A 16,807-nucleotide genomic window follows, 5' to 3' on the forward strand; every position below is an offset into this window, starting at 1 on the left:
GTTAGGCGGTCACGCGCTCGATGGCATCAATCAGCTTGGTCGGATCGAAAGGCTTGACGATCCAGCCCGTGGCGCCGGCCTGGCGCGCGCGGTTCTTCTTCTCCGCATCGCTCTCGGTCGTGAGCACGAGGATCGGAATCGCCCGGTATTTTTCATTGCGGCGAACGCCTTCGATGAAGCCGAAGCCATCGAGACGCGGCATGTTGATGTCGGTCACGATCACGTCGGGATCACAATTTTCGAGAACCTCGAGGCCCTCGATGCCGTCTTCCGCCTGGATCGTTTCGAAACCGGCGTTGTTGAGCGTGACGAGAAGCATGTTGCGGATGGTTCTGGAGTCATCCACCGTCAGAACTTTTTTCTTCATTATTTGCTCTCCTTTGCGAGCAGATGATCGTAATTCACGCCGATGAGCTGCATTGTCTTGGCCAATGCATCCGACATCTTCGAAAAGGTGAAATTCAATTTTTCTTCTTCCCAAGTCTTTGCAGCCGACATCAGGACCTGGATGCAGAGCGCGCCCGCCCGCTCCACGGCGGAGGCATCGATCGCCACATCCGCACCGCGCAAATTCATCAGCTTGCCATGGAGATTGCCGGCCTCGTTGAGGTCGAGCACCTTCTCCAATGACAGTTCCTTCGTTGCGGCTGTCTGGCCCTTCATGTGGTGGTCCCCTTGTTGTCCGGGATCGAGACCGATGCCTGGGCACCGGTTCTGTGTCGCGGCTCCTGATCGATGATGGTCTGCCTGCCTTGCCAGCGCGTCGCATCGCGCGGCCCTGATGTTGCGGAGAGAGAGCGCGTCATGCCACCGCCCTCCCCGCGAGAAGAACCGGCGACCCAAGGGCCGCTTCGAAATCGTCGAAGTCGTCCTGGAACTGCTCGATCACCGCCACGGTTTGAGATTTCGGGGTGCGGGATGCAGGACGCTCCTGCCTCCGTTCCAGACGGAATTCCCTGATCGTATTGCCGAGCTCGAGAATGACGGACCGCAATTGATCAGCCTCATCCCGGGCCTCGGTTGCGAGAGCGACGGTGCCCATCAGTTCCTGGCTCATGGCAGCGGTCGCTCGCGCGGTCGCGGCAATATCGGAGGCGGTTTCAGCCGTCTCGGCCGCCAGCGTGACGATCGTCTCGTTGATGCCGCTGACCTGGGTGACGATGTCGCCGATCGCATCCTGGGTCCGGGCGACCATCTGGACGCCGCTGTCGACCTGGGTCTTGGTGCCGGTGACGAGCTGCTTGATCTCGCGGGCAGCATCGGCGGAACGCTGTGCCAGCGCGCGGACTTCCTGCGCGACGACGGCAAAGCCCCGTCCGGACTCGCCGGCGCGCGCAGCCTCGATGCCGGCATTCAGCGCCAGCAGGTTGGTCTGGAAGGCGATTTCGTCGATGACGCCGATGATCTGGCCGATCTTCTCGGCCGACTGCTCGATGCCGGACATCGCGGTGATCGCCTCGCTGACGATCTCGCCGCTGGTGACCACGGCCTGCCGGGCCTTGACCGTTGCAGCCTCGGCGCTTTTCGCGCTTGCAGCGCCGCGTCCCGCGTTCGTCGCGATTTCATCGAGTTCGGAAGCGGCTGCCGCGAGGCTACCCGAGGAACGGCTGACGCCATCGGCGATCGCGGCGGCTGACAGCGAAAGCCTGCTGGTCGAGGCGCGCGCAGCTTCGCTTTTCTCCGATGTGCCGGTGAGCGCCGACTGGATATCGGCGAGCGCGGAATTGAGGCTATCGAACACGTCGGCATAATGGTCCGCAGCGCCGGTCTCCAGTCCGCCCGAGAAGTCCTTGGCGGCAAGGCACTCGGCGATGGCTGCCAGCAGCGTCCTGGTCTCGGCACGCTGGGCATTGCGCGCATCGGCCAGCGCCTGCTGATGGCTCATGCGGCTTTCGTTGAAGCGAAGCGAGACCGCGATTTCGAGATCGACCAGCGCGGTCCGCAAAACGGCGGTTACTATGTCGGCGAGTTTTGCCTTGCGTGCCGCAGCAGTTGCGAACATCGATTTCGGCCAGAACTCATCGATCAGTCCCGAAACGAGATGCTCCAGCACGACGGCATGTCCGGCAATGTGCCAACGTGGGTCGATACCCATGCGCCGTTCGGCATCGGCGAGCGCACGCACGCGTTCGGCATAGAGCGCATCGAAGCGGGCATCCGTCAGCACTTCCCAGTGCGACTGGTCGAGGTCGTGCAGCCTTTCAAGCTGAGCCTCGCTCTGAAAATTCCGCGCTGCATCGGGATAGGACTGGAAGCGGTGGAAGAGGTCGCGGAGCGCGTTCTTGAGATGGGGCAGCAGGAGATTGCGATGCTCGCGCATCAAGGCGGTGCCAGCGGCATCAAGGCCGGCAAAGCGAAGACGGCCGTTCAGGCTCCCGCCTTCCCGCTGGTCCTTCCCCGCCTGTTTTGCCGCCTCAACCAAGTTATTCCCCGTCCAAACGCATGACGCCAGCCGACGGGCTGACATGAACTTCGCCTCTCGCTTCATGCCCGGACGACCCTTTCCGGCGGTAACGCGCAGGGAGGCTCAAGCCCGGTGAGAGGCACACATTTTCGATGAATTCCGGATTGCGAGTACCGGTACGACGAGGCGGCATCATGCCTGGGGAAAGACGCAACTATCCCATTTCGGCGTGACCTAAATCTTTATGGTTAATTCCTTGCCTGAAGGTTAACGCAACATGCAAACACTTGGTGTTGCAAAAATAAATCCTAATATTAAAACCCGCGAGATCAGCAGACAGACTGCCTTTTTGCCGGACGGCGGCAAGCCTGAAGCAAGCAACGGCCGCTACCAAGACCGTGCCTGATGACGATGAAGTCACTTGAGGAAGAGCAATGATTGTTCTCGGATTGACCGCCACGCTGATCGCCACGTTCACGCTGGCTGCGTTCACCATACTGCTGAGCATAGATTTCGACCGGAACATCGCCGCAGCGCGGATATTCTGAGACAGGTCACCAGCAGAGACTTCTAGCCCGGTGCGCATGCGCATTTCGGGCCGATGCTATTTGTGGCGCTTGGTTCGAGTCTTCCGGCATTTCCAAAGCTGTCGAAATGCGGCTATAAGGCCTCATTGCGAAATCAGCCGGCAGTCCATTTTTCATGAGCATTCAATCCGTAAAAGCATTCTTTGCCGCGAAGGCTCCCGACATCGAAGTCATAGAACTCACGGTCAGCACCGCCACGGTGGATCTGGCCGCCGCCGGTCACGGCGTGAAGCCCGAACAGATCGCAAAGACGCTGGCCATAAGGCTCGGCGAAGAGATCGTGCTCGTCGCGGCCAAGGGAACCGCGCGGCTGGACAACAAGAAGTTCAAGGCGCAGTTTGCCACCAAGCCCCGCATGCTCTCCTTTGATGAGGTCGAGCGCGAGACCGGCCATCCCGTCGGTGGTGTCTGCCCGTTCGGGCTGGTAAGGCCGCTCAAGGTCTATTGCGATATTTCGCTTCAGCCCTATGACGAAGTGGTGCCGGCGGCCGGAGGGACGAATGCGGCTGTCAGGATTTCGCCGGCACGGATGGCCGAACTGACCGATGCCCAATGGATCGACGTTTGCGAGTGACGATGATGACTATCACAGCCGCCCAATGCCGTGCCGCCCGCGCGCTGGCCGATATCTCCCGCGAGATGCTCTCGGAGACCACGGGCGTCGACGAAGATGTCATCCGGGCCTTCGAGAAAAAGCTGGCCGAACCCGATGCCGAGATCATCACGCGATTGGGTCATCAACTCGAAGCGTATGGCGCTGTGTTCGTACCCGAGGATGCGCATGGTGGCATCGGCGTGAGGCTCAGGTTCACGCGCTCCGAGGCGAAGCGGGTTGCCAACCTCGAGAACGAGGGCGGGCCGGTCGGCGACGACGATATCGGCGACTGAATTTCGCCGCCACTCTCGCACAATCAGCTTGGCGGTTCATGCCAGATCCGGTTGAACCGGCTTCGGAATGCGGCTTTCCGGATCGATATTCAAGCGATCCTTCTTCGGCACTTCCGGCGTCGTATCCTGCTTTTCCCCATCGGGAACAATCGCGACCGGCAGGCCTGTATCCTTGTCGATCTGCATGTCGTGGTCGTTACCGCGGACGGGTTCGCCGCGCCGGCCGACGCCGCTGCTGGCATCCTGGTTGCGCTGATCCATTGCAAAACTCCTTATGCTAAAGCTGAACGGGGCCGGGTCGTACCGGCTCCCTGAGCGGATCGTCTTCAGTGAAAGGACTGGCCGTCGCTCTCCTCGATGGCATCGGTACCATTCACGGAGAGCTTGACGCGACCGCCCTCGACCCCGGCGACATTGTCGAACGAAATAAAATGGTGGTGGTCCTGATGGCCGGGATCGTTCTCGCTACGCGTCAGCTTGATGCGGTTGCCCTCGATGCCATCGACTGTACCGACGTGGCGGCCATCGGCGCCAACCACTTCGGCATGTTCCTTGATGTCAGATACATTGAACATGGTGATCTCCTTTCGACGGGGATTAACGCACGGGGGTCAAATTGGATGCATTGGAAACCGAGCCGTGTCTTTCCCGCCCCACAACACGCTCGTATAAATTGCAACCGCCCGGCGCGTGTGTAGTTTCACTACGGGATTGACTTCTTGGTAAAGAAATCGGCACCCCAGCGGAAAAGCGAGAAAAATCAAAGACGGTCGCTATGACGGCGCGGACTATTCTTGACAAAAATCGGCAAGAAATCCCGATCCTCCGGGCTCCAGCTACAACCACTACATTTAAGACGCTGAAATCGTTGCATCATCCTGACAACGATTCAATTTTCCTTAAGCGCCCACCGATACGTTCGCCACATTGAATTTAGTGGTGGTCATAATGTATCGAGTTCTCTCCTGCCTGGCTGTCGAACATAATCTCTGGCTCGTTGCCCTGGCCGGCCTCATCTGCTTCCTGGCAAGCCATGCGACGATCGTCCTGGTCCAGCGCGGCAAGGTGGCATCCGGCCCGGCGCGCTGGATCTGGCTAGGCGTCGCCGGCGCGTCCGGCGGGTTTGGAATCTGGTCGACGCATTTTATTGCTATGCTTGCCTACGACCCAGGCGTCGTTGTGGGATACGAACCCGAACTGACCTTCTTGTCGCTTGCGATGGCGATGGTGGCAACCTTTGCCGCAGTCGCCTGTGCCGCGTTCCTCCGTGGATTTACCGGCTACGCCGCAGCGGGCGTCCTGTTCGGTGCGGGCGTGGCAAGCATGCACTTTACCGGCATGATCGCGATCGAGTTCCCCGGCTCCATCGTCTGGGATTATGCCTATGTCGTCGTGTCGATCGCGATCGGAGCAATGCTTTCGACGCTGGCTTTCCATGTCGCCTCCACAGCGAAATCTCACAACGCGCGCAAATTCGGCGGCACGATCCTGCTGACCCTTGGCGTCGTTCTGCTGCATTTCACCGCGATGGGCGGCGTGACTGTCGTGTCAGGCGTCGAGACGCTCGATCCGGCATCGCTGCTCTCTCCGTCGGTGATGGTGATCAGCATCGCCGCGACCTCGCTGTCGCTGCTGACATCGGGACTGATGGCGATGACATTCGCCGTTCGCGCCGAAAGCCAGGCGGCGGCGAGCGAAGCCAATTTCAAACGCCTCGTGCAGGGCGTGACCGACTATGCCATTTATATGCTCGACGTCGAAGGCCGCGTGAGCAACTGGAATGCCGGCGCGCAACGCGCCAAGGGCCATACCGCCGACGAGATCGTGGGTCAGGATTTTGCAAAGTTCTATTCCTGGGAAGATCGACGCAAGGGTCTGCCGGCGCGTGCGCTTGCGACCGCGCTGACCGAAGGGAAGTTCGAGGACGAGGGCTGGCGATTCCGCAAGGACGGTTCGTCTTTCTGGGCGCATGTCGTGATCGACCCCATTCGCGACGAGAGCGGCAAGCTTCTCGGCTATGCCAGCATCACGCGCGACAAGACCAGACAGAAGCGGAACGAGGACCGCATCGCCATTGTCACACGCAATCTCGACATCGCACTCGAAAACATGTCGCAAGGCATCTGCCTGTTCGACAAGGACGAGCGGCTGGTGCTGGCCAACAAGCACTATAGCGAGATCTTCGGCTTCCCCGCGAGCCTGGCGGTTGCGGGTCGCCCCTATCGCGAGATCCTCGAGCAGGCGTTTCTAAACCGTTTCCAGCAGCCCGAAATCGCACTTCCCCGCGCGGCGGAGCATTACGAACGGGCCATGGCAGTGGTGCGCTCGGGCTCCGGCAGTACGATCCAGAAATATCAGGACGGCCGCTCGATCCAGGCGATCTACAACGCCACCAGCGACGGTGGCTGGGTCGTCACCTTCGAGGATATCACCCAGCGCCTCCAGTCGGAGGAAAAGATCGCCTACATGGCACGGCATGACGGCCTCACGGGCTTGCCGAACCGGGCGGAATTCAATGAAATGCTCGGCGATGAGATCAAGCTGGCCGAACGTACCCACGCCAAGGTCGCCGTGATCGGCATCGATCTCGACAAGTTCAAGGAGATCAACGACCAGCACGGCCACGCCGCCGGCGACCAGGTGCTCGTCGCGCTCGCCGAGGCCATGACTGCGATGCTGCAACAGGACGAATTTGTCGCCCGGTTTGGCGGCGATGAATTCGCGGCGATCAAACGCTTCACCGACATGTCGGAACTGCATGATTTCGCCGGCCGGCTTGAAAAATGCCTCGTCGGCGATATGAATATCGACAGCTTCGAGGTGCGCACCGGCGCGAGCCTCGGCATCGCGCTCTATCCAGCGGATGCGACCGACGGCGAACAGTTGCTGGCGAACGCCGACCTCGCCATGTACCGCGCCAAGAACTCGCTGATCCAACGCGTCTGCTTCTACGAAGGTGCGATGGACGAGGCCGCCCGCAGCCGTCGCGCGCTGGCCAACGATTTGTGGGTCGCGATCGAAAAGAAACAGTTCCACCTCAACTACCAGGTCCAGAAATCCGTCGCGACCGGTGCGATCACCGGCTACGAGGTCCTGCTCCGCTGGCATCATCCCGAACGCGGCAACGTGCCGCCGATGGATTTCATCACGCTGGCCGAGGAATGCGGCGCCATCCTGCCGATCGGCGAATGGGTGCTGGCGGAAGCCTGCCGCGAAGCCGCGACCTGGGAAATGCCGCACAAGATCGCGGTCAACCTTTCCCCGGTCCAGCTCGGCCATGCCGACATGGCGGCGATCGTCCGCAACGTGCTGATTGAAACCGGCCTTAACCCCAAGCGCCTCGAAATCGAGATCACCGAAAGCTCGATCATCACCGACAAGAACCGCGCTCTGATGACGCTGAGGCAGATCAAGGACCTCGGCGTGTCGATCGCCATCGACGATTTCGGCACCGGCTATTCGTCGCTCGAGACGCTGCGCGCCTTCCCCTTCGACAAGATCAAGCTCGACCGCAGCTTCATGAACGAGGTGGAAACAAGCCCGCAGGCAAAAGCGATCATCCGCGCCATCCTCGCACTCGGCCAGAGCCTGCAAGTCCCGGTGCTCGCTGAAGGCGTCGAGACGCAGGATCAGCTCGAAATCCTGCTCAGCGAGGGCTGCGACGAAGCCCAGGGCTATTTCCTCGGGCGGCCCAAACCGATATCGGACCTGCTCCGCAAGATCGCGGAAGTCAAAGCGGCTTGATTCACGCGCCGGTGGCGGCTTCCTCGGCGCTTCCGATCAGGCTGGCAAAGGCCGCGGCATAGGCGGCGCGCATGGCGAGGCTCCGGGTCTCGGACTCCTCGGGCAGGTCAGGTGCCACCCGCCGCATGACGATGCCGCTGATCAGCTTGGCCTGCTTGCGGTGAACCGGCTGGGCGTGACCCTTGGCTTCCTGATAGCTTTTCTGAAGATCGGCGCTCTGCCAGGCCGGATCGGCGACGACGGAAGACGCGGCCTTCATCGCTGCCTTGGTCGCCGCCTTGAAGGCTGCGGGCTCGATCGGCGGTGCAGCCTTGTGATCCTCAACCGGCTTTTCCGGCTTTGCCATGGTTTTGGCCACGAACACTTCCCGCAACGCCTGCTTGCGCGCATGGACGGGCGTCGGCATGACAAAGGGCTTGGCCGCGACATCAGGCTTGGGTGCAACCGGCACGGGTTTCTCGGGCGCGCTCTTGCGCTGATCCACAGCCGGCGCCTCTCCCGGAGGAGGCGACGTCTTGAATTTCAGCGAAAGTATTGGTCTTCCTGTCTTCCCGTCCATATCCCGGCCCTGCCTGAGCAGTTCGAAACCGCCACCCGATAGCACTCCTTCACGTGAGTTGCATGACGTGTCAACCGTCAAGGCGGATTTGACAACCAAACAGGCTACGCTTTTTCAAGAATGCTGCCGTCAGGACTCGAAATGCACAAAGCCCCGGTACCGTTCCCTTGGGAAATGATGCCCTCGACGATAATCCGCGCTGCTGTCCCGATTGCCGCCGCCGGCGCCTCGAAAGCAGGCTCCGTGCCCCTTTCGGCGGGGCATTCGAGTTGATTTCCGTCAAAATCGACCTCTCACTCATAAGAAGTGGGGATTGTAAAACAGTCGTAGGGCGCGCTTTTTGAGTAAACCCAAATCTTCGGATTTGGGTGGGATGACTATCTATCCATCGGAAGCGAGTGGAGCCATGGAAGCGCTAAGGAAAGATTTTCACGTTGTGGAGATGCCATTGGCATGCCGCTCGTGCGAGACGCGCGAGGGCGGCATCTGCGGCGCCATGACAGACGGTCAGCTTTCCGAACTCAGCCGCTTTACCTCGCGCCGGAAAGTCGATCACGGCTCGGAACTGCTCAGTCAGGGCGAACGCATCGTCTCCTATGCAAATATCATCGAGGGTGTCGTCAAGCTCACCAAGAGAATGTCCGATGGGCGCCAGCAGATCGTCGGCCTGCAATTCGCGCCCGGTTTCATCGGCCGGCCCTTCGCCAATGAAAGTGCGCTGACCGCGGAGGCGGCCACAGATATCGAAATTTGCGTTGTCACCAAGTCTGCCCTCGACCGCATGGTGATGCGTACGCCTGATCTCGGACACCGGCTCCATAGCCAGGCTCTGGTCGAACTCGACGAAGCCCGCGACTGGATGCTGACGCTCGGGCGCAAGACGGCGCGCGAGAAGGTCGCGAGCTTCCTGTATCTTATCGCTACACACAGTGATGGCGACAGCAGCGGAACGCTGCGGTTCGAACTGCCGCTGAGCCGGCAGGACATCGCGGATTTTCTTGGCCTCACCATCGAGACCGTCAGCCGGCAGATGACCAAGCTCAAACAGGAAAGCGTGATCCGCATCGAGACCACCCGCAGCGTCACGGTCCACGATATCGACCGGCTCGCGGAAGTCGCAGGCATCGACTGCTAGTCATCGCCGCGCTTCGGGTGGCGTCACCCTCTCTCCGTTAGACCTCGTCTCCGCTGAGCACCCAGCCCGGCTTGCGCTTTTCCGCGAAGGCCGCGCGGCCCTCGCGCGCCTCGGTGCTTCCACCCAATGTGGCGATCATGCGCTCGGCAAAGGCCAGCCGTTCGGCCTGCGGCATGTCCTGCATCTCGGACAGGGCCTGCTTGCCGGCCGAGATCGCGCCTGGTGCGCCGAGCATGAGCTTGTCGAGGACCGACTGGATGAGGGTGTCAAGTTCCGCAGCCGGAACCGCACGATTGATAAGGCCATAACGCTCCGCCTCCCCAGTGCCGATCGTATCGCCGAGATAGGCCATTTCGCGGAATCGCCGCTCGGGAATCTGCCGCGTCAGGCGCGTTGCGATCATCATCGGAAAGACGCCGACGCGCACTTCGGGCAGGCCGAACTTAGCGTGATCGGCAGCATAGGCGAGATCGCAGGCCGCGACGAGACCAAGGCCGCCGGCAAGCGCCGAACCGTTGAGGCGGGCGATCACCAGCTTGCTGCACGCCTGAATCGCCCGCAGCACATTGCCGATCGGGTTCGACCCGCCCGCCGAGGCAAACATGCTGGATTGGTCCTTGAGGTCGGCGCCGGAGCAGAACGTTCGTTCGCCGGCACCGGTCAGGATAATGGCCCTGACGCTTTTATCGGTCGAGGCCTCACCAAGCGCCTCAACCAGCGCTGCCGTCATCGCGCCATTGATGGCATTGTGCCTCTCGGGCCGATTGAGCGTCAGCCAGAGCACGGAACCTCGGTGCTCGACGAGCAATTCGCCGGCCATATCAAGCCTCCCTTTTCGCCAGGATTGCCCGGCCGGCCCGCGCGGCATTGGGACGGTTGAGGCGTTCGCTGATCCAGCCGCCGATCTCAGCAACCGCGTCGAGATCAACACCGGTCTCGATGCCAAGGCCGTGCAGGAGATAGAGCACATCCTCGGTCGCAACGTTGCCGCTAGCGCCCACCGCATAGGGGCAGCCGCCGAGACCGGCCACCGAACTGTCGAAGACCGAAATGCCCTCCTCCAGGCTGGCGAGCACATTGGCGACGCCCTGGCCGTAGGTGTCGTGGAAATGCATGGCGATCCGGTCCTTCGGCACGGAGCCAGCTACGCCCCTGACGATGCCGCGCATCTGATCCGCGGTGCCGACACCGATCGTGTCACCGAGAGAGAGCTCGTAGCAACCCATGCCAATCAATGCGTTCGACATCTCGACGACCGCGGCAACGGGAACATTGCCGTCATAAGGGCAGCCCGCAATGCAGGAAACGTACCCCCGAACCTTTATCCCCTGGGCTATCGCCCGCGCGGCGACCGGTGCCAACCGCTCGAGGCTTTCGGCACGCGAGCAAGCGATATTCTTCTGGCTGAAGCCTTCTGAAGCCGAGACGAAGACCGCGATTTCTTCCACGCCGACGGCAAGTGCGGCTTCCAGCCCCTTCATATTAGGAACCAGCGCCGGATAAGATGTCCTCGCCTGTCTCGAAATTCCAGCGAAGACCTCGGCTGAATCGGCCATCTGCGGCACCCATTTCGGCGAGACGAAGGAGCCTGCTTCGACCACCGGCAGGCCGGCGGCGGACAGACGATCGACAAGCTCGATCTTTACCGTGGCGGGGACCACGGCCGCTTCATTCTGCAGGCCGTCGCGCGGCCCGACCTCGACGATTTTGGCCTTCGCCGGCAGTGCCATCACGCGGCCTCCGGCGTGAACGACACGAGCACAGTGCCCGCCTCGGTCATCGCGCCTTCGGCGCAGTTGAAGGCATCGACGACGCCATCCGACGGTGCGCGGATCGTGTGCTCCATCTTCATCGCCTCCATGATGATCAATGCCGTGCCCTTCGCGACACGTTCGCCTGGAGTGGCGAGGATGGCGCGGATAATCCCCGGCATGGGGGCGGTCATTGCGCCGGCTGCGGCTTCGGAACCGCCCTCGCCCATCGGATCGGGAGTTCCGATATGGAGATGTTGTCCCTCGGAGAACAGATCGAAGCGCTGGCCATCGCCCCAGAAGAAGCCACGAACTTTGCGATTGCCGATGCGGGCATCGAGTGTTCCATCTGTGTTCAGCATGCCATCGATGTCGAGGCTGGTACCATTGTACTCGAAGCGGAAGCTCCGGCCGAAGTATTGGGCGGTCGGCTCGACCAATTTACCATCGACCTCAAAGCGCAATGTCTCCCGAGCAGCGACATTCAGCCGGAATCCATTCATCTGCGACCAGGGACTGGAAGGATCTGATGATGCCGATGCCTGTTGTCCAGCAATTGTGCGTCGATGAAGCAGAAGGCCAAGGCTGGCCAGTGCGATGGTTGAGGCATCGATCCTCGGGATAGCCAGAAGCGCATCCTCATGGCGGCCGATGAAGCCGGTGTCGAGATCGGCCTGTTCGAACGATGGCAGGCCGACCAGCCGCGAGAGAAAGCCGACATTGCTGGTGACCCCTGTGATCGCGGTATCGGCCAGGGCGCGCCGCATGCGGGCGACGGCTGATTTGCGGTCCTTGTCCCATACGATGAGCTTGGCGATCATCGGATCATAGTGCACCGTGATGCGGTCGCCGGCCCTTATGCCGCTGTCGATGCGGACATGCGGGCCTGCTTCAGGCATCATCAGATGCGAGACGAGGCCGGTCGAGGGGAGGAAGCCGTTCGACGCATCCTCGGCGTAAATCCGCGTCTCGATCGCATGACCGTTGATCGCGAGGTTACCCCAGCGTTCAGGTAGCCGCTCGCCCGAGGCGACACGCAACTGCCATTCGACGAGGTCGAGGCCGGTGATGAACTCGGTGACGGGATGCTCGACCTGCAGCCGGGTGTTCATCTCCATGAAGTAGAATTCGCCTCTGCTGTCGAGCAGGAATTCGATCGTGCCCGCGCCGGAATAGCCGATGGCCTTTGCAGCGGCGACCGCAGCCTCGCCCATCCGCTTGCGCAAGTCCGGCGAGAGGCCCGGCGCCGGCGCTTCCTCGATGACCTTCTGGTGGCGCCGCTGGATCGAGCAATCGCGCTCGAACAGCGAATAGCAATTGCCGTGATTGTCGGCGAAGACCTGTACCTCGACATGGCGCGGCCGGACGAGATATTTCTCGATCAGCATGCGATCGTCGCCGAAGGATGCCATCGCCTCGCGCTTGGCACCGGCGAGTTCGGCGGCGAAAACCTCAGGCGTTTCCGCCACCCGCATGCCCTTGCCGCCGCCACCGGCCGACGCCTTGATCAGCACGGGATAGCCGACATCAGCGGCTTCGGCGAACAGCACATCCGGCGACTGGTCAGCGCCGTGATAGCCCGGCACCAGCGGCACGCCTGCGTCCGCCATCAGCGCTTTGGCCTCGCTTTTGCCGCCCATGGCGCGGCTCGCCGATGCCGGTGGGCCGATGAAGACCAGGCCGGTTGCGATGCAAGCGTCGGCGAAATCGGCATTCTCCGACAGGAAGCCATAGCCGGGATGCACGGCCTCGGCGCCGGAATCCAGTGCCGCCGCGATCACCTTCCGTTGGTCGAGATAGGACTCTCGCGCCGGCGCCAGTCCGATCAGGCGCGCATCGTCGGCCAGCGCTACATGCTGCGCATCGCGATCGGCCTCGGAATAGACGGCGACCGTCTCGACGCCCATGCGTCGCGCAGTGCGGATGACGCGGGTGGCGATCTCGCCGCGATTGGCTATCAGGATTTTCTTGAACATTGCTGCCTCACATCCTGAAAATGCCGAACCGGGTCGGTTCGATCGGCGCATTGAGCGAGGCCGAAATGCCGAGGCCCAAGACCATGCGGGTATCGGCGGGATCGATGATGCCGTCGTCCCACAGCCGGGCGCTGGCATAATAGGGATGACCCTCGGCCTCGTATTTGTCGCGGATCGGCGCCTTGAACGCCTCTTCCTCCTCGGCCGACCAACTCTTGCCGCCTGCTTCGATGCCATCGCGGCGAACCTGCGCCAGAACCGACGCCGCCTGTTCGCCGCCCATGACCGAAATGCGGGCGTTCGGCCACATCCACAGAAAGCGCGGCGAAAACGCCCGGCCGCACATGCCGTAATTGCCGGCGCCGAAGGAGCCGCCGATGACGACGGTGAATTTCGGCACCTTGGCGCAGGCGACCGCCGTCACCAGTTTGGCGCCGTCCTTGGCGATGCCGCCCGCCTCGTATTTCCGGCCGACCATGAAGCCGGTGATGTTCTGCAGGAAGACGAGCGGGATGCCGCGCTGGGCGCAGAGTTCGATGAAATGGGCACCCTTGAGCGCCGATTCCGAAAACAGAATGCCGTTGTTGGCGATGATGCCGACGGGGTAGCCGAAGATATGGGCGAAGCCGCAGACCAGCGTCGTGCCGTAAAGCGCCTTGAACTCGTCGAAATCCGAGCCGTCGACGATGCGGGCGATGACCTCGCGCACATCGAATGGTTTGCGCGCATCCGATGGGACAATGGCGTGCAACTCGCTTGTGGGGTAGAGCGGCTCGGTGCTCTCACGTAGCTCGAGATCCACCCGCTTGGGCCGATTGAGCGTTCCGACGATGCTGCGCGCCATTGCCAGCGCGTGGCGATCGTCATTGGCATAGTGGTCGGTGACGCCAGATGTGCGGGAATGGACGTCCGCGCCGCCCAGGTCCTCGGCCGAGACGACCTCGCCGGTCGCCGCCTTGACCAGCGGCGGTCCGCCGAGAAAGATCGTGCCCTGGTTCTTGACGATGATCGACTGGTCGCTCATCGCGGGCACATAGGCGCCGCCGGCGGTGCAGCTTCCCATCACCACGGCGATCTGCGGGATGCCCTCAGCCGACATGGTCGCCTGGTTATAGAAAATACGGCCGAAATGATCGCGATCCGGAAACACCTCGTCCTGGTTCGGCAGGTTGGCGCCGCCGGAATCCACGAGGTAGATGCAGGGCAGCTTGTTCTCGCGGGCGATCTCCTGCGCGCGGAGATGCTTTTTCACCGTCAGTGGATAATAGGTGCCGCCCTTGACCGTGGCATCGTTGACGACGATGACGCATTCGCGACCGGCGACCCGACCGATGCCGGTGAGAATGCCGGCGGCGGGGACGGGTTCGTCATAGACATTGTGGGCGGCGAACTGCGAGAATTCGAGAAACGGCGTGCCGGGATCGAGCAGGCCGTCGATCCGGTCGCGGGGCAGGAGTTTGCCACGTGAGATGTGGCGCTCGCGGGCCTTTGCGCCGCCGCCGATGGCGATGGTCGAGACCTTGGATTTCAGGTCTTCGACGAGGCCGCGCATGTAGGCGGTGTTGGCTTCGAAGGTTGCGTCATGACGGAGGGAGGTGGTGAGTTTCATTGAGTAGCTCCTCTCCCGCTGCGATCGGTAGAACTGGTGTTTTCACCCCTCACCAACTTCGGCCAAGGGTTCGCTATGCTTACCCGGCCTGCGTATCCTCTCCCGCAGGGGGAGAGGTAAACTCGTGGCGCCGCCTCGCCACAAGCAGGACCGAGCGTGGGGCACTCTACCTCTTCCCTTGCGGGAGAGGATAGCAAGTCCACGCGAGGCGAAGCTGAGCGTCTGGGCGCGCTTGGTGAGGGGTGAATCTTGCAGTGCTCCATCATCCCCCTCACGCATTGCTCTTGAACAGTTCGCGCCCGATCAGCATCCGCCGGATCTCGCTCGTGCCCGCGCCGATCTCGTAAAGCTTGGCATCGCGGAGCAGCCGCCCCGCCGAACTGTCGTTGACATACCCCGATCCACCGAGAAGCTGGATCGCATCGAGCGCCACCTGCGTCGCGCGCTCGGCGGCGAAGAGGATCGCGCCGGCTGCGTCCTGTCTTGTGATGCGGCCCTGGTCGGCGGCGCGGGCCACGGCATAGACATAGGCGCGTGAAGCGTTCATCGAGGTGTACATGTCGGCGATCTTGCCCTGCACCAGCTGGAACTCGCCGATCGCCTTGCCGAACTGGTGCCGCTCGCGGCTATAGGGCAGGACGAGATCGACCGCCGCCTGCATGATGCCGACCGGGCCAGCCGCCAGCACCGCTCGCTCGAAATCGAGGCCGCTCATCAGCACGTTGACGCCGCCATCGAGCTTGCCGAGGATGTTCTCCTCCGGCACTTCGCAATCCTCGAACACCAGTTCCGAGGTCGGTGAGCCGCGCATGCCGAGCTTGTCGAGCTTCTGCGCGGGGCGAAAACCCTTGAAGCTGCTCTCGATCAGGAAGGCCGTGATGCCGCGCGCGCCGGCTGCCATGTCGGTCTTGGCGTAGACCACGAGCGTATTGGCCTCGTGGCCGTTGGTGATCCACATCTTGGTGCCATTCAGCACATAGCGGTCGCCCTTCTTGTCGGCCTTCAGCTTCATCGACACGACGTCGGAACCAGCGCCGGTCTCGCTCATCGCGAGCGAGCCGACATGTTCGCCGGATATCAGCTTCGGCAGGTAGCGCGTCTTCTGCTCCGGCGTGCCCCAACGGTTGATCTGATTGATGCAGAGGTTGGAATGGGCGCCATAGGAGAGGCCCACCGAGGCCGAGGCGCGGCTGACCTCTTCCAGCGCCACGCAATGGGCGAGATAGCCCATGTCGGCGCCGCCGAATTCTTCCTTCACGGTGATGCCGTGCAGGCCGAGCGCGCCCATCTCCGGCCAGAGGTGCCTGGGAAAACGATCCTCGCGATCGGTTTCCATCGCGAGCGGCGCGATGCGATCGGTCGCGAATTTCCGTACGCTGTCGCGCAGCGCGCTGATATCGTCACCGAGATCGGCATCGAACAATGCGGCGAGATCCATAGTCAGTTCCTCCACTTGGGGCCGCCGGGGATCAACCTACTCCAGCAAGCCTCACCCGCAAAGCGCCTTCCGGCCTCCCGCTTTGCGGCATTTCTCTAAATTGCCCTTACGGACCGCTCTGCCTCTCGCCCACCGAAACCGAACGGCGGATGAAAGTCTTGATCGCGAAATTCGACTGGATGCGGGCGACGCCCGGCACTGTGGTCAGGAAATCCAGCAGTTCCTGATAATGCGGCAGGTCGCGCACCATGGCGTGCAGCAGGTAATCCGAACTGCCCGATGTCTGGTAGCCGCCGACCACCTCCGGAACCGACGACACGCGTTCCTCGAAGGCGATCAACACATCCTTGGTCTGGCGCTCGAGCGTGACCGAGATGAACACGCCGATCGTGCCGAGCAGGCGGCTCTCGTCGAGCACCGCAGTATAGCCCTGAATGGTGCCGCTCTCCTCCAGTTGCCGCACGCGCCGGAGCGTCGGCGAGAAGGACAGGCCGATTTTTGCCGCGAGATCGCGCCAGCTGATGCGGCCGTCTTCGCCAAGTATGGCGAGAATCTTGCGATCGAAAGAGTCGAGTTCACGCATCTGGATCAAATGATCTACGGTTTCAGCCAGTATTGGATCATTACTGTCGTCATCGCGCTTCCTCCCAATTCAAATTTGCGCTGAAATAAACATTGAAGGGTGCTATTGTCAAATCCGGAGTGAGTTGAGGAGA

General features: G+C 61.9%; 18 protein-coding genes. 5 read left to right on the forward strand and 13 right to left on the reverse strand.

Annotated features, from left to right (window positions below; genetic code table 11):
• Position 1: 1 nt before the first annotated feature.
• From cheY1 to ACSQ26_RS17135, 4 genes are read right to left on the reverse strand one after another with little or no spacing between them, the layout of a single operon-like run.
• Positions 2-367: a chemotaxis response regulator CheY1 gene (gene cheY1, locus ACSQ26_RS17120; protein WP_258160804.1), complete on the reverse strand. Its 366-nt coding sequence runs from the start codon at positions 365-367 to the stop codon at positions 2-4.
• Positions 367-663, reverse strand: coding sequence for an STAS domain-containing protein (locus ACSQ26_RS17125; RefSeq protein WP_436010864.1), 297 nt, complete (start codon positions 661-663; stop codon positions 367-369). The genes cheY1 and ACSQ26_RS17125 overlap by 1 nt, the downstream gene beginning before the upstream one ends.
• Complete coding sequence (locus ACSQ26_RS17130) at positions 660-806, reverse strand: hypothetical protein (protein WP_436010866.1); 147 nt, start codon at positions 804-806, stop codon at positions 660-662. The genes ACSQ26_RS17125 and ACSQ26_RS17130 overlap by 4 nt, the downstream gene beginning before the upstream one ends.
• A complete protein-coding gene (locus ACSQ26_RS17135) occupies positions 803-2,422 on the reverse strand; it encodes a globin-coupled sensor protein (RefSeq protein ID WP_436010868.1) in 1,620 nt (539 codons plus the stop codon). The genes ACSQ26_RS17130 and ACSQ26_RS17135 overlap by 4 nt, the downstream gene beginning before the upstream one ends.
• Positions 2,423-2,681: 259 nt before the next feature.
• Here ACSQ26_RS17135 and ACSQ26_RS17140 point away from each other — a divergent pair, with 259 nt between their 5' ends.
• The 3 genes from ACSQ26_RS17140 to ACSQ26_RS17150 all read left to right on the forward strand — a co-directional run bounded on the left by ACSQ26_RS17140 (position 2,682) and on the right by ACSQ26_RS17150 (position 3,879).
• Positions 2,682-2,810, forward strand: a complete 129-nt coding sequence (locus tag ACSQ26_RS17140) for a hypothetical protein (protein WP_436010870.1) — start codon at positions 2,682-2,684, stop codon at positions 2,808-2,810.
• Between the two features lie 296 nt (positions 2,811-3,106).
• Positions 3,107-3,565: a YbaK/EbsC family protein gene (locus tag ACSQ26_RS17145; RefSeq protein WP_436010872.1), complete on the forward strand. Its 459-nt coding sequence runs from the start codon at positions 3,107-3,109 to the stop codon at positions 3,563-3,565.
• 2 nt (positions 3,566-3,567) lie between these two features.
• Positions 3,568-3,879: an XRE family transcriptional regulator gene (locus ACSQ26_RS17150; RefSeq protein ID WP_436010874.1), complete on the forward strand. Its 312-nt coding sequence runs from the start codon at positions 3,568-3,570 to the stop codon at positions 3,877-3,879.
• Between the two features lie 36 nt (positions 3,880-3,915).
• On the opposite strand, the gene ACSQ26_RS17155 is transcribed toward ACSQ26_RS17150, so the two are convergent.
• Positions 3,916-4,140 carry a hypothetical protein gene (locus ACSQ26_RS17155; protein WP_436010876.1) on the reverse strand — a complete coding sequence of 75 codons (225 nt, stop codon included), beginning with the start codon at positions 4,138-4,140 and terminating at the stop codon, positions 3,916-3,918.
• 65 nt (positions 4,141-4,205) lie between these two features.
• Positions 4,206-4,454, reverse strand: coding sequence for a DUF2171 domain-containing protein (locus ACSQ26_RS17160; protein WP_436010878.1), 249 nt, complete (start codon positions 4,452-4,454; stop codon positions 4,206-4,208).
• A 373-nt stretch (positions 4,455-4,827) separates the two neighbouring features.
• Between ACSQ26_RS17160 and ACSQ26_RS17165 the strand changes: the two genes are divergently transcribed.
• Entirely contained in the window at positions 4,828-7,623 is a 2,796-nt protein-coding gene (locus ACSQ26_RS17165) for a bifunctional diguanylate cyclase/phosphodiesterase (RefSeq protein WP_436010880.1), read from the forward strand.
• Position 7,624: 1 nt separating this feature from the next.
• Here ACSQ26_RS17165 and ACSQ26_RS17170 read toward each other — a convergent pair whose 3' ends face one another.
• Positions 7,625-8,107, reverse strand: a complete 483-nt coding sequence (locus ACSQ26_RS17170) for a hypothetical protein (protein ID WP_436010882.1) — start codon at positions 8,105-8,107, stop codon at positions 7,625-7,627.
• A gap of 481 nt (positions 8,108-8,588) precedes the next feature.
• Here ACSQ26_RS17170 and ACSQ26_RS17175 point away from each other — a divergent pair, with 481 nt between their 5' ends.
• On the forward strand, positions 8,589-9,317 hold the full coding sequence (locus ACSQ26_RS17175) for a Crp/Fnr family transcriptional regulator (RefSeq protein WP_436015320.1): 729 nt from the start codon (positions 8,589-8,591) through the stop codon (positions 9,315-9,317).
• A 37-nt stretch (positions 9,318-9,354) separates the two neighbouring features.
• On the opposite strand, the gene ACSQ26_RS17180 is transcribed toward ACSQ26_RS17175, so the two are convergent.
• From ACSQ26_RS17180 to ACSQ26_RS17205, 6 genes are all read right to left on the reverse strand, one after another.
• On the reverse strand, positions 9,355-10,137 hold the full coding sequence (locus ACSQ26_RS17180; RefSeq protein WP_436010884.1) for an enoyl-CoA hydratase-related protein: 783 nt from the start codon (positions 10,135-10,137) through the stop codon (positions 9,355-9,357).
• 1 nt (position 10,138) lies between these two features.
• On the reverse strand, positions 10,139-11,047 hold the full coding sequence (locus tag ACSQ26_RS17185; RefSeq protein WP_436010886.1) for a hydroxymethylglutaryl-CoA lyase: 909 nt from the start codon (positions 11,045-11,047) through the stop codon (positions 10,139-10,141).
• Positions 11,047-13,044, reverse strand: coding sequence for an acetyl/propionyl/methylcrotonyl-CoA carboxylase subunit alpha (locus ACSQ26_RS17190; protein ID WP_436010888.1), 1,998 nt, complete (start codon positions 13,042-13,044; stop codon positions 11,047-11,049). Before ACSQ26_RS17190 ends, ACSQ26_RS17185 begins: the two co-directional genes overlap by 1 nt.
• Positions 13,045-13,051: 7 nt before the next feature.
• Complete coding sequence (locus tag ACSQ26_RS17195; RefSeq protein ID WP_436010890.1) at positions 13,052-14,653, reverse strand: carboxyl transferase domain-containing protein; 1,602 nt, start codon at positions 14,651-14,653, stop codon at positions 13,052-13,054.
• 271 nt (positions 14,654-14,924) lie between these two features.
• Positions 14,925-16,097, reverse strand: a complete 1,173-nt coding sequence (locus ACSQ26_RS17200) for an isovaleryl-CoA dehydrogenase (RefSeq protein ID WP_436015322.1) — start codon at positions 16,095-16,097, stop codon at positions 14,925-14,927.
• 100 nt (positions 16,098-16,197) lie between these two features.
• Entirely contained in the window at positions 16,198-16,674 is a 477-nt protein-coding gene (locus ACSQ26_RS17205) for an Lrp/AsnC family transcriptional regulator (RefSeq protein ID WP_436010892.1), read from the reverse strand.
• Positions 16,675-16,807: the final 133 nt, after the last annotated feature.

Source organism: Rhizobium sp. LjRoot254 (assembly GCF_964254105.1).
Taxonomy (GTDB): Bacteria; Pseudomonadota; Alphaproteobacteria; order Rhizobiales; family Rhizobiaceae; genus Rhizobium_E.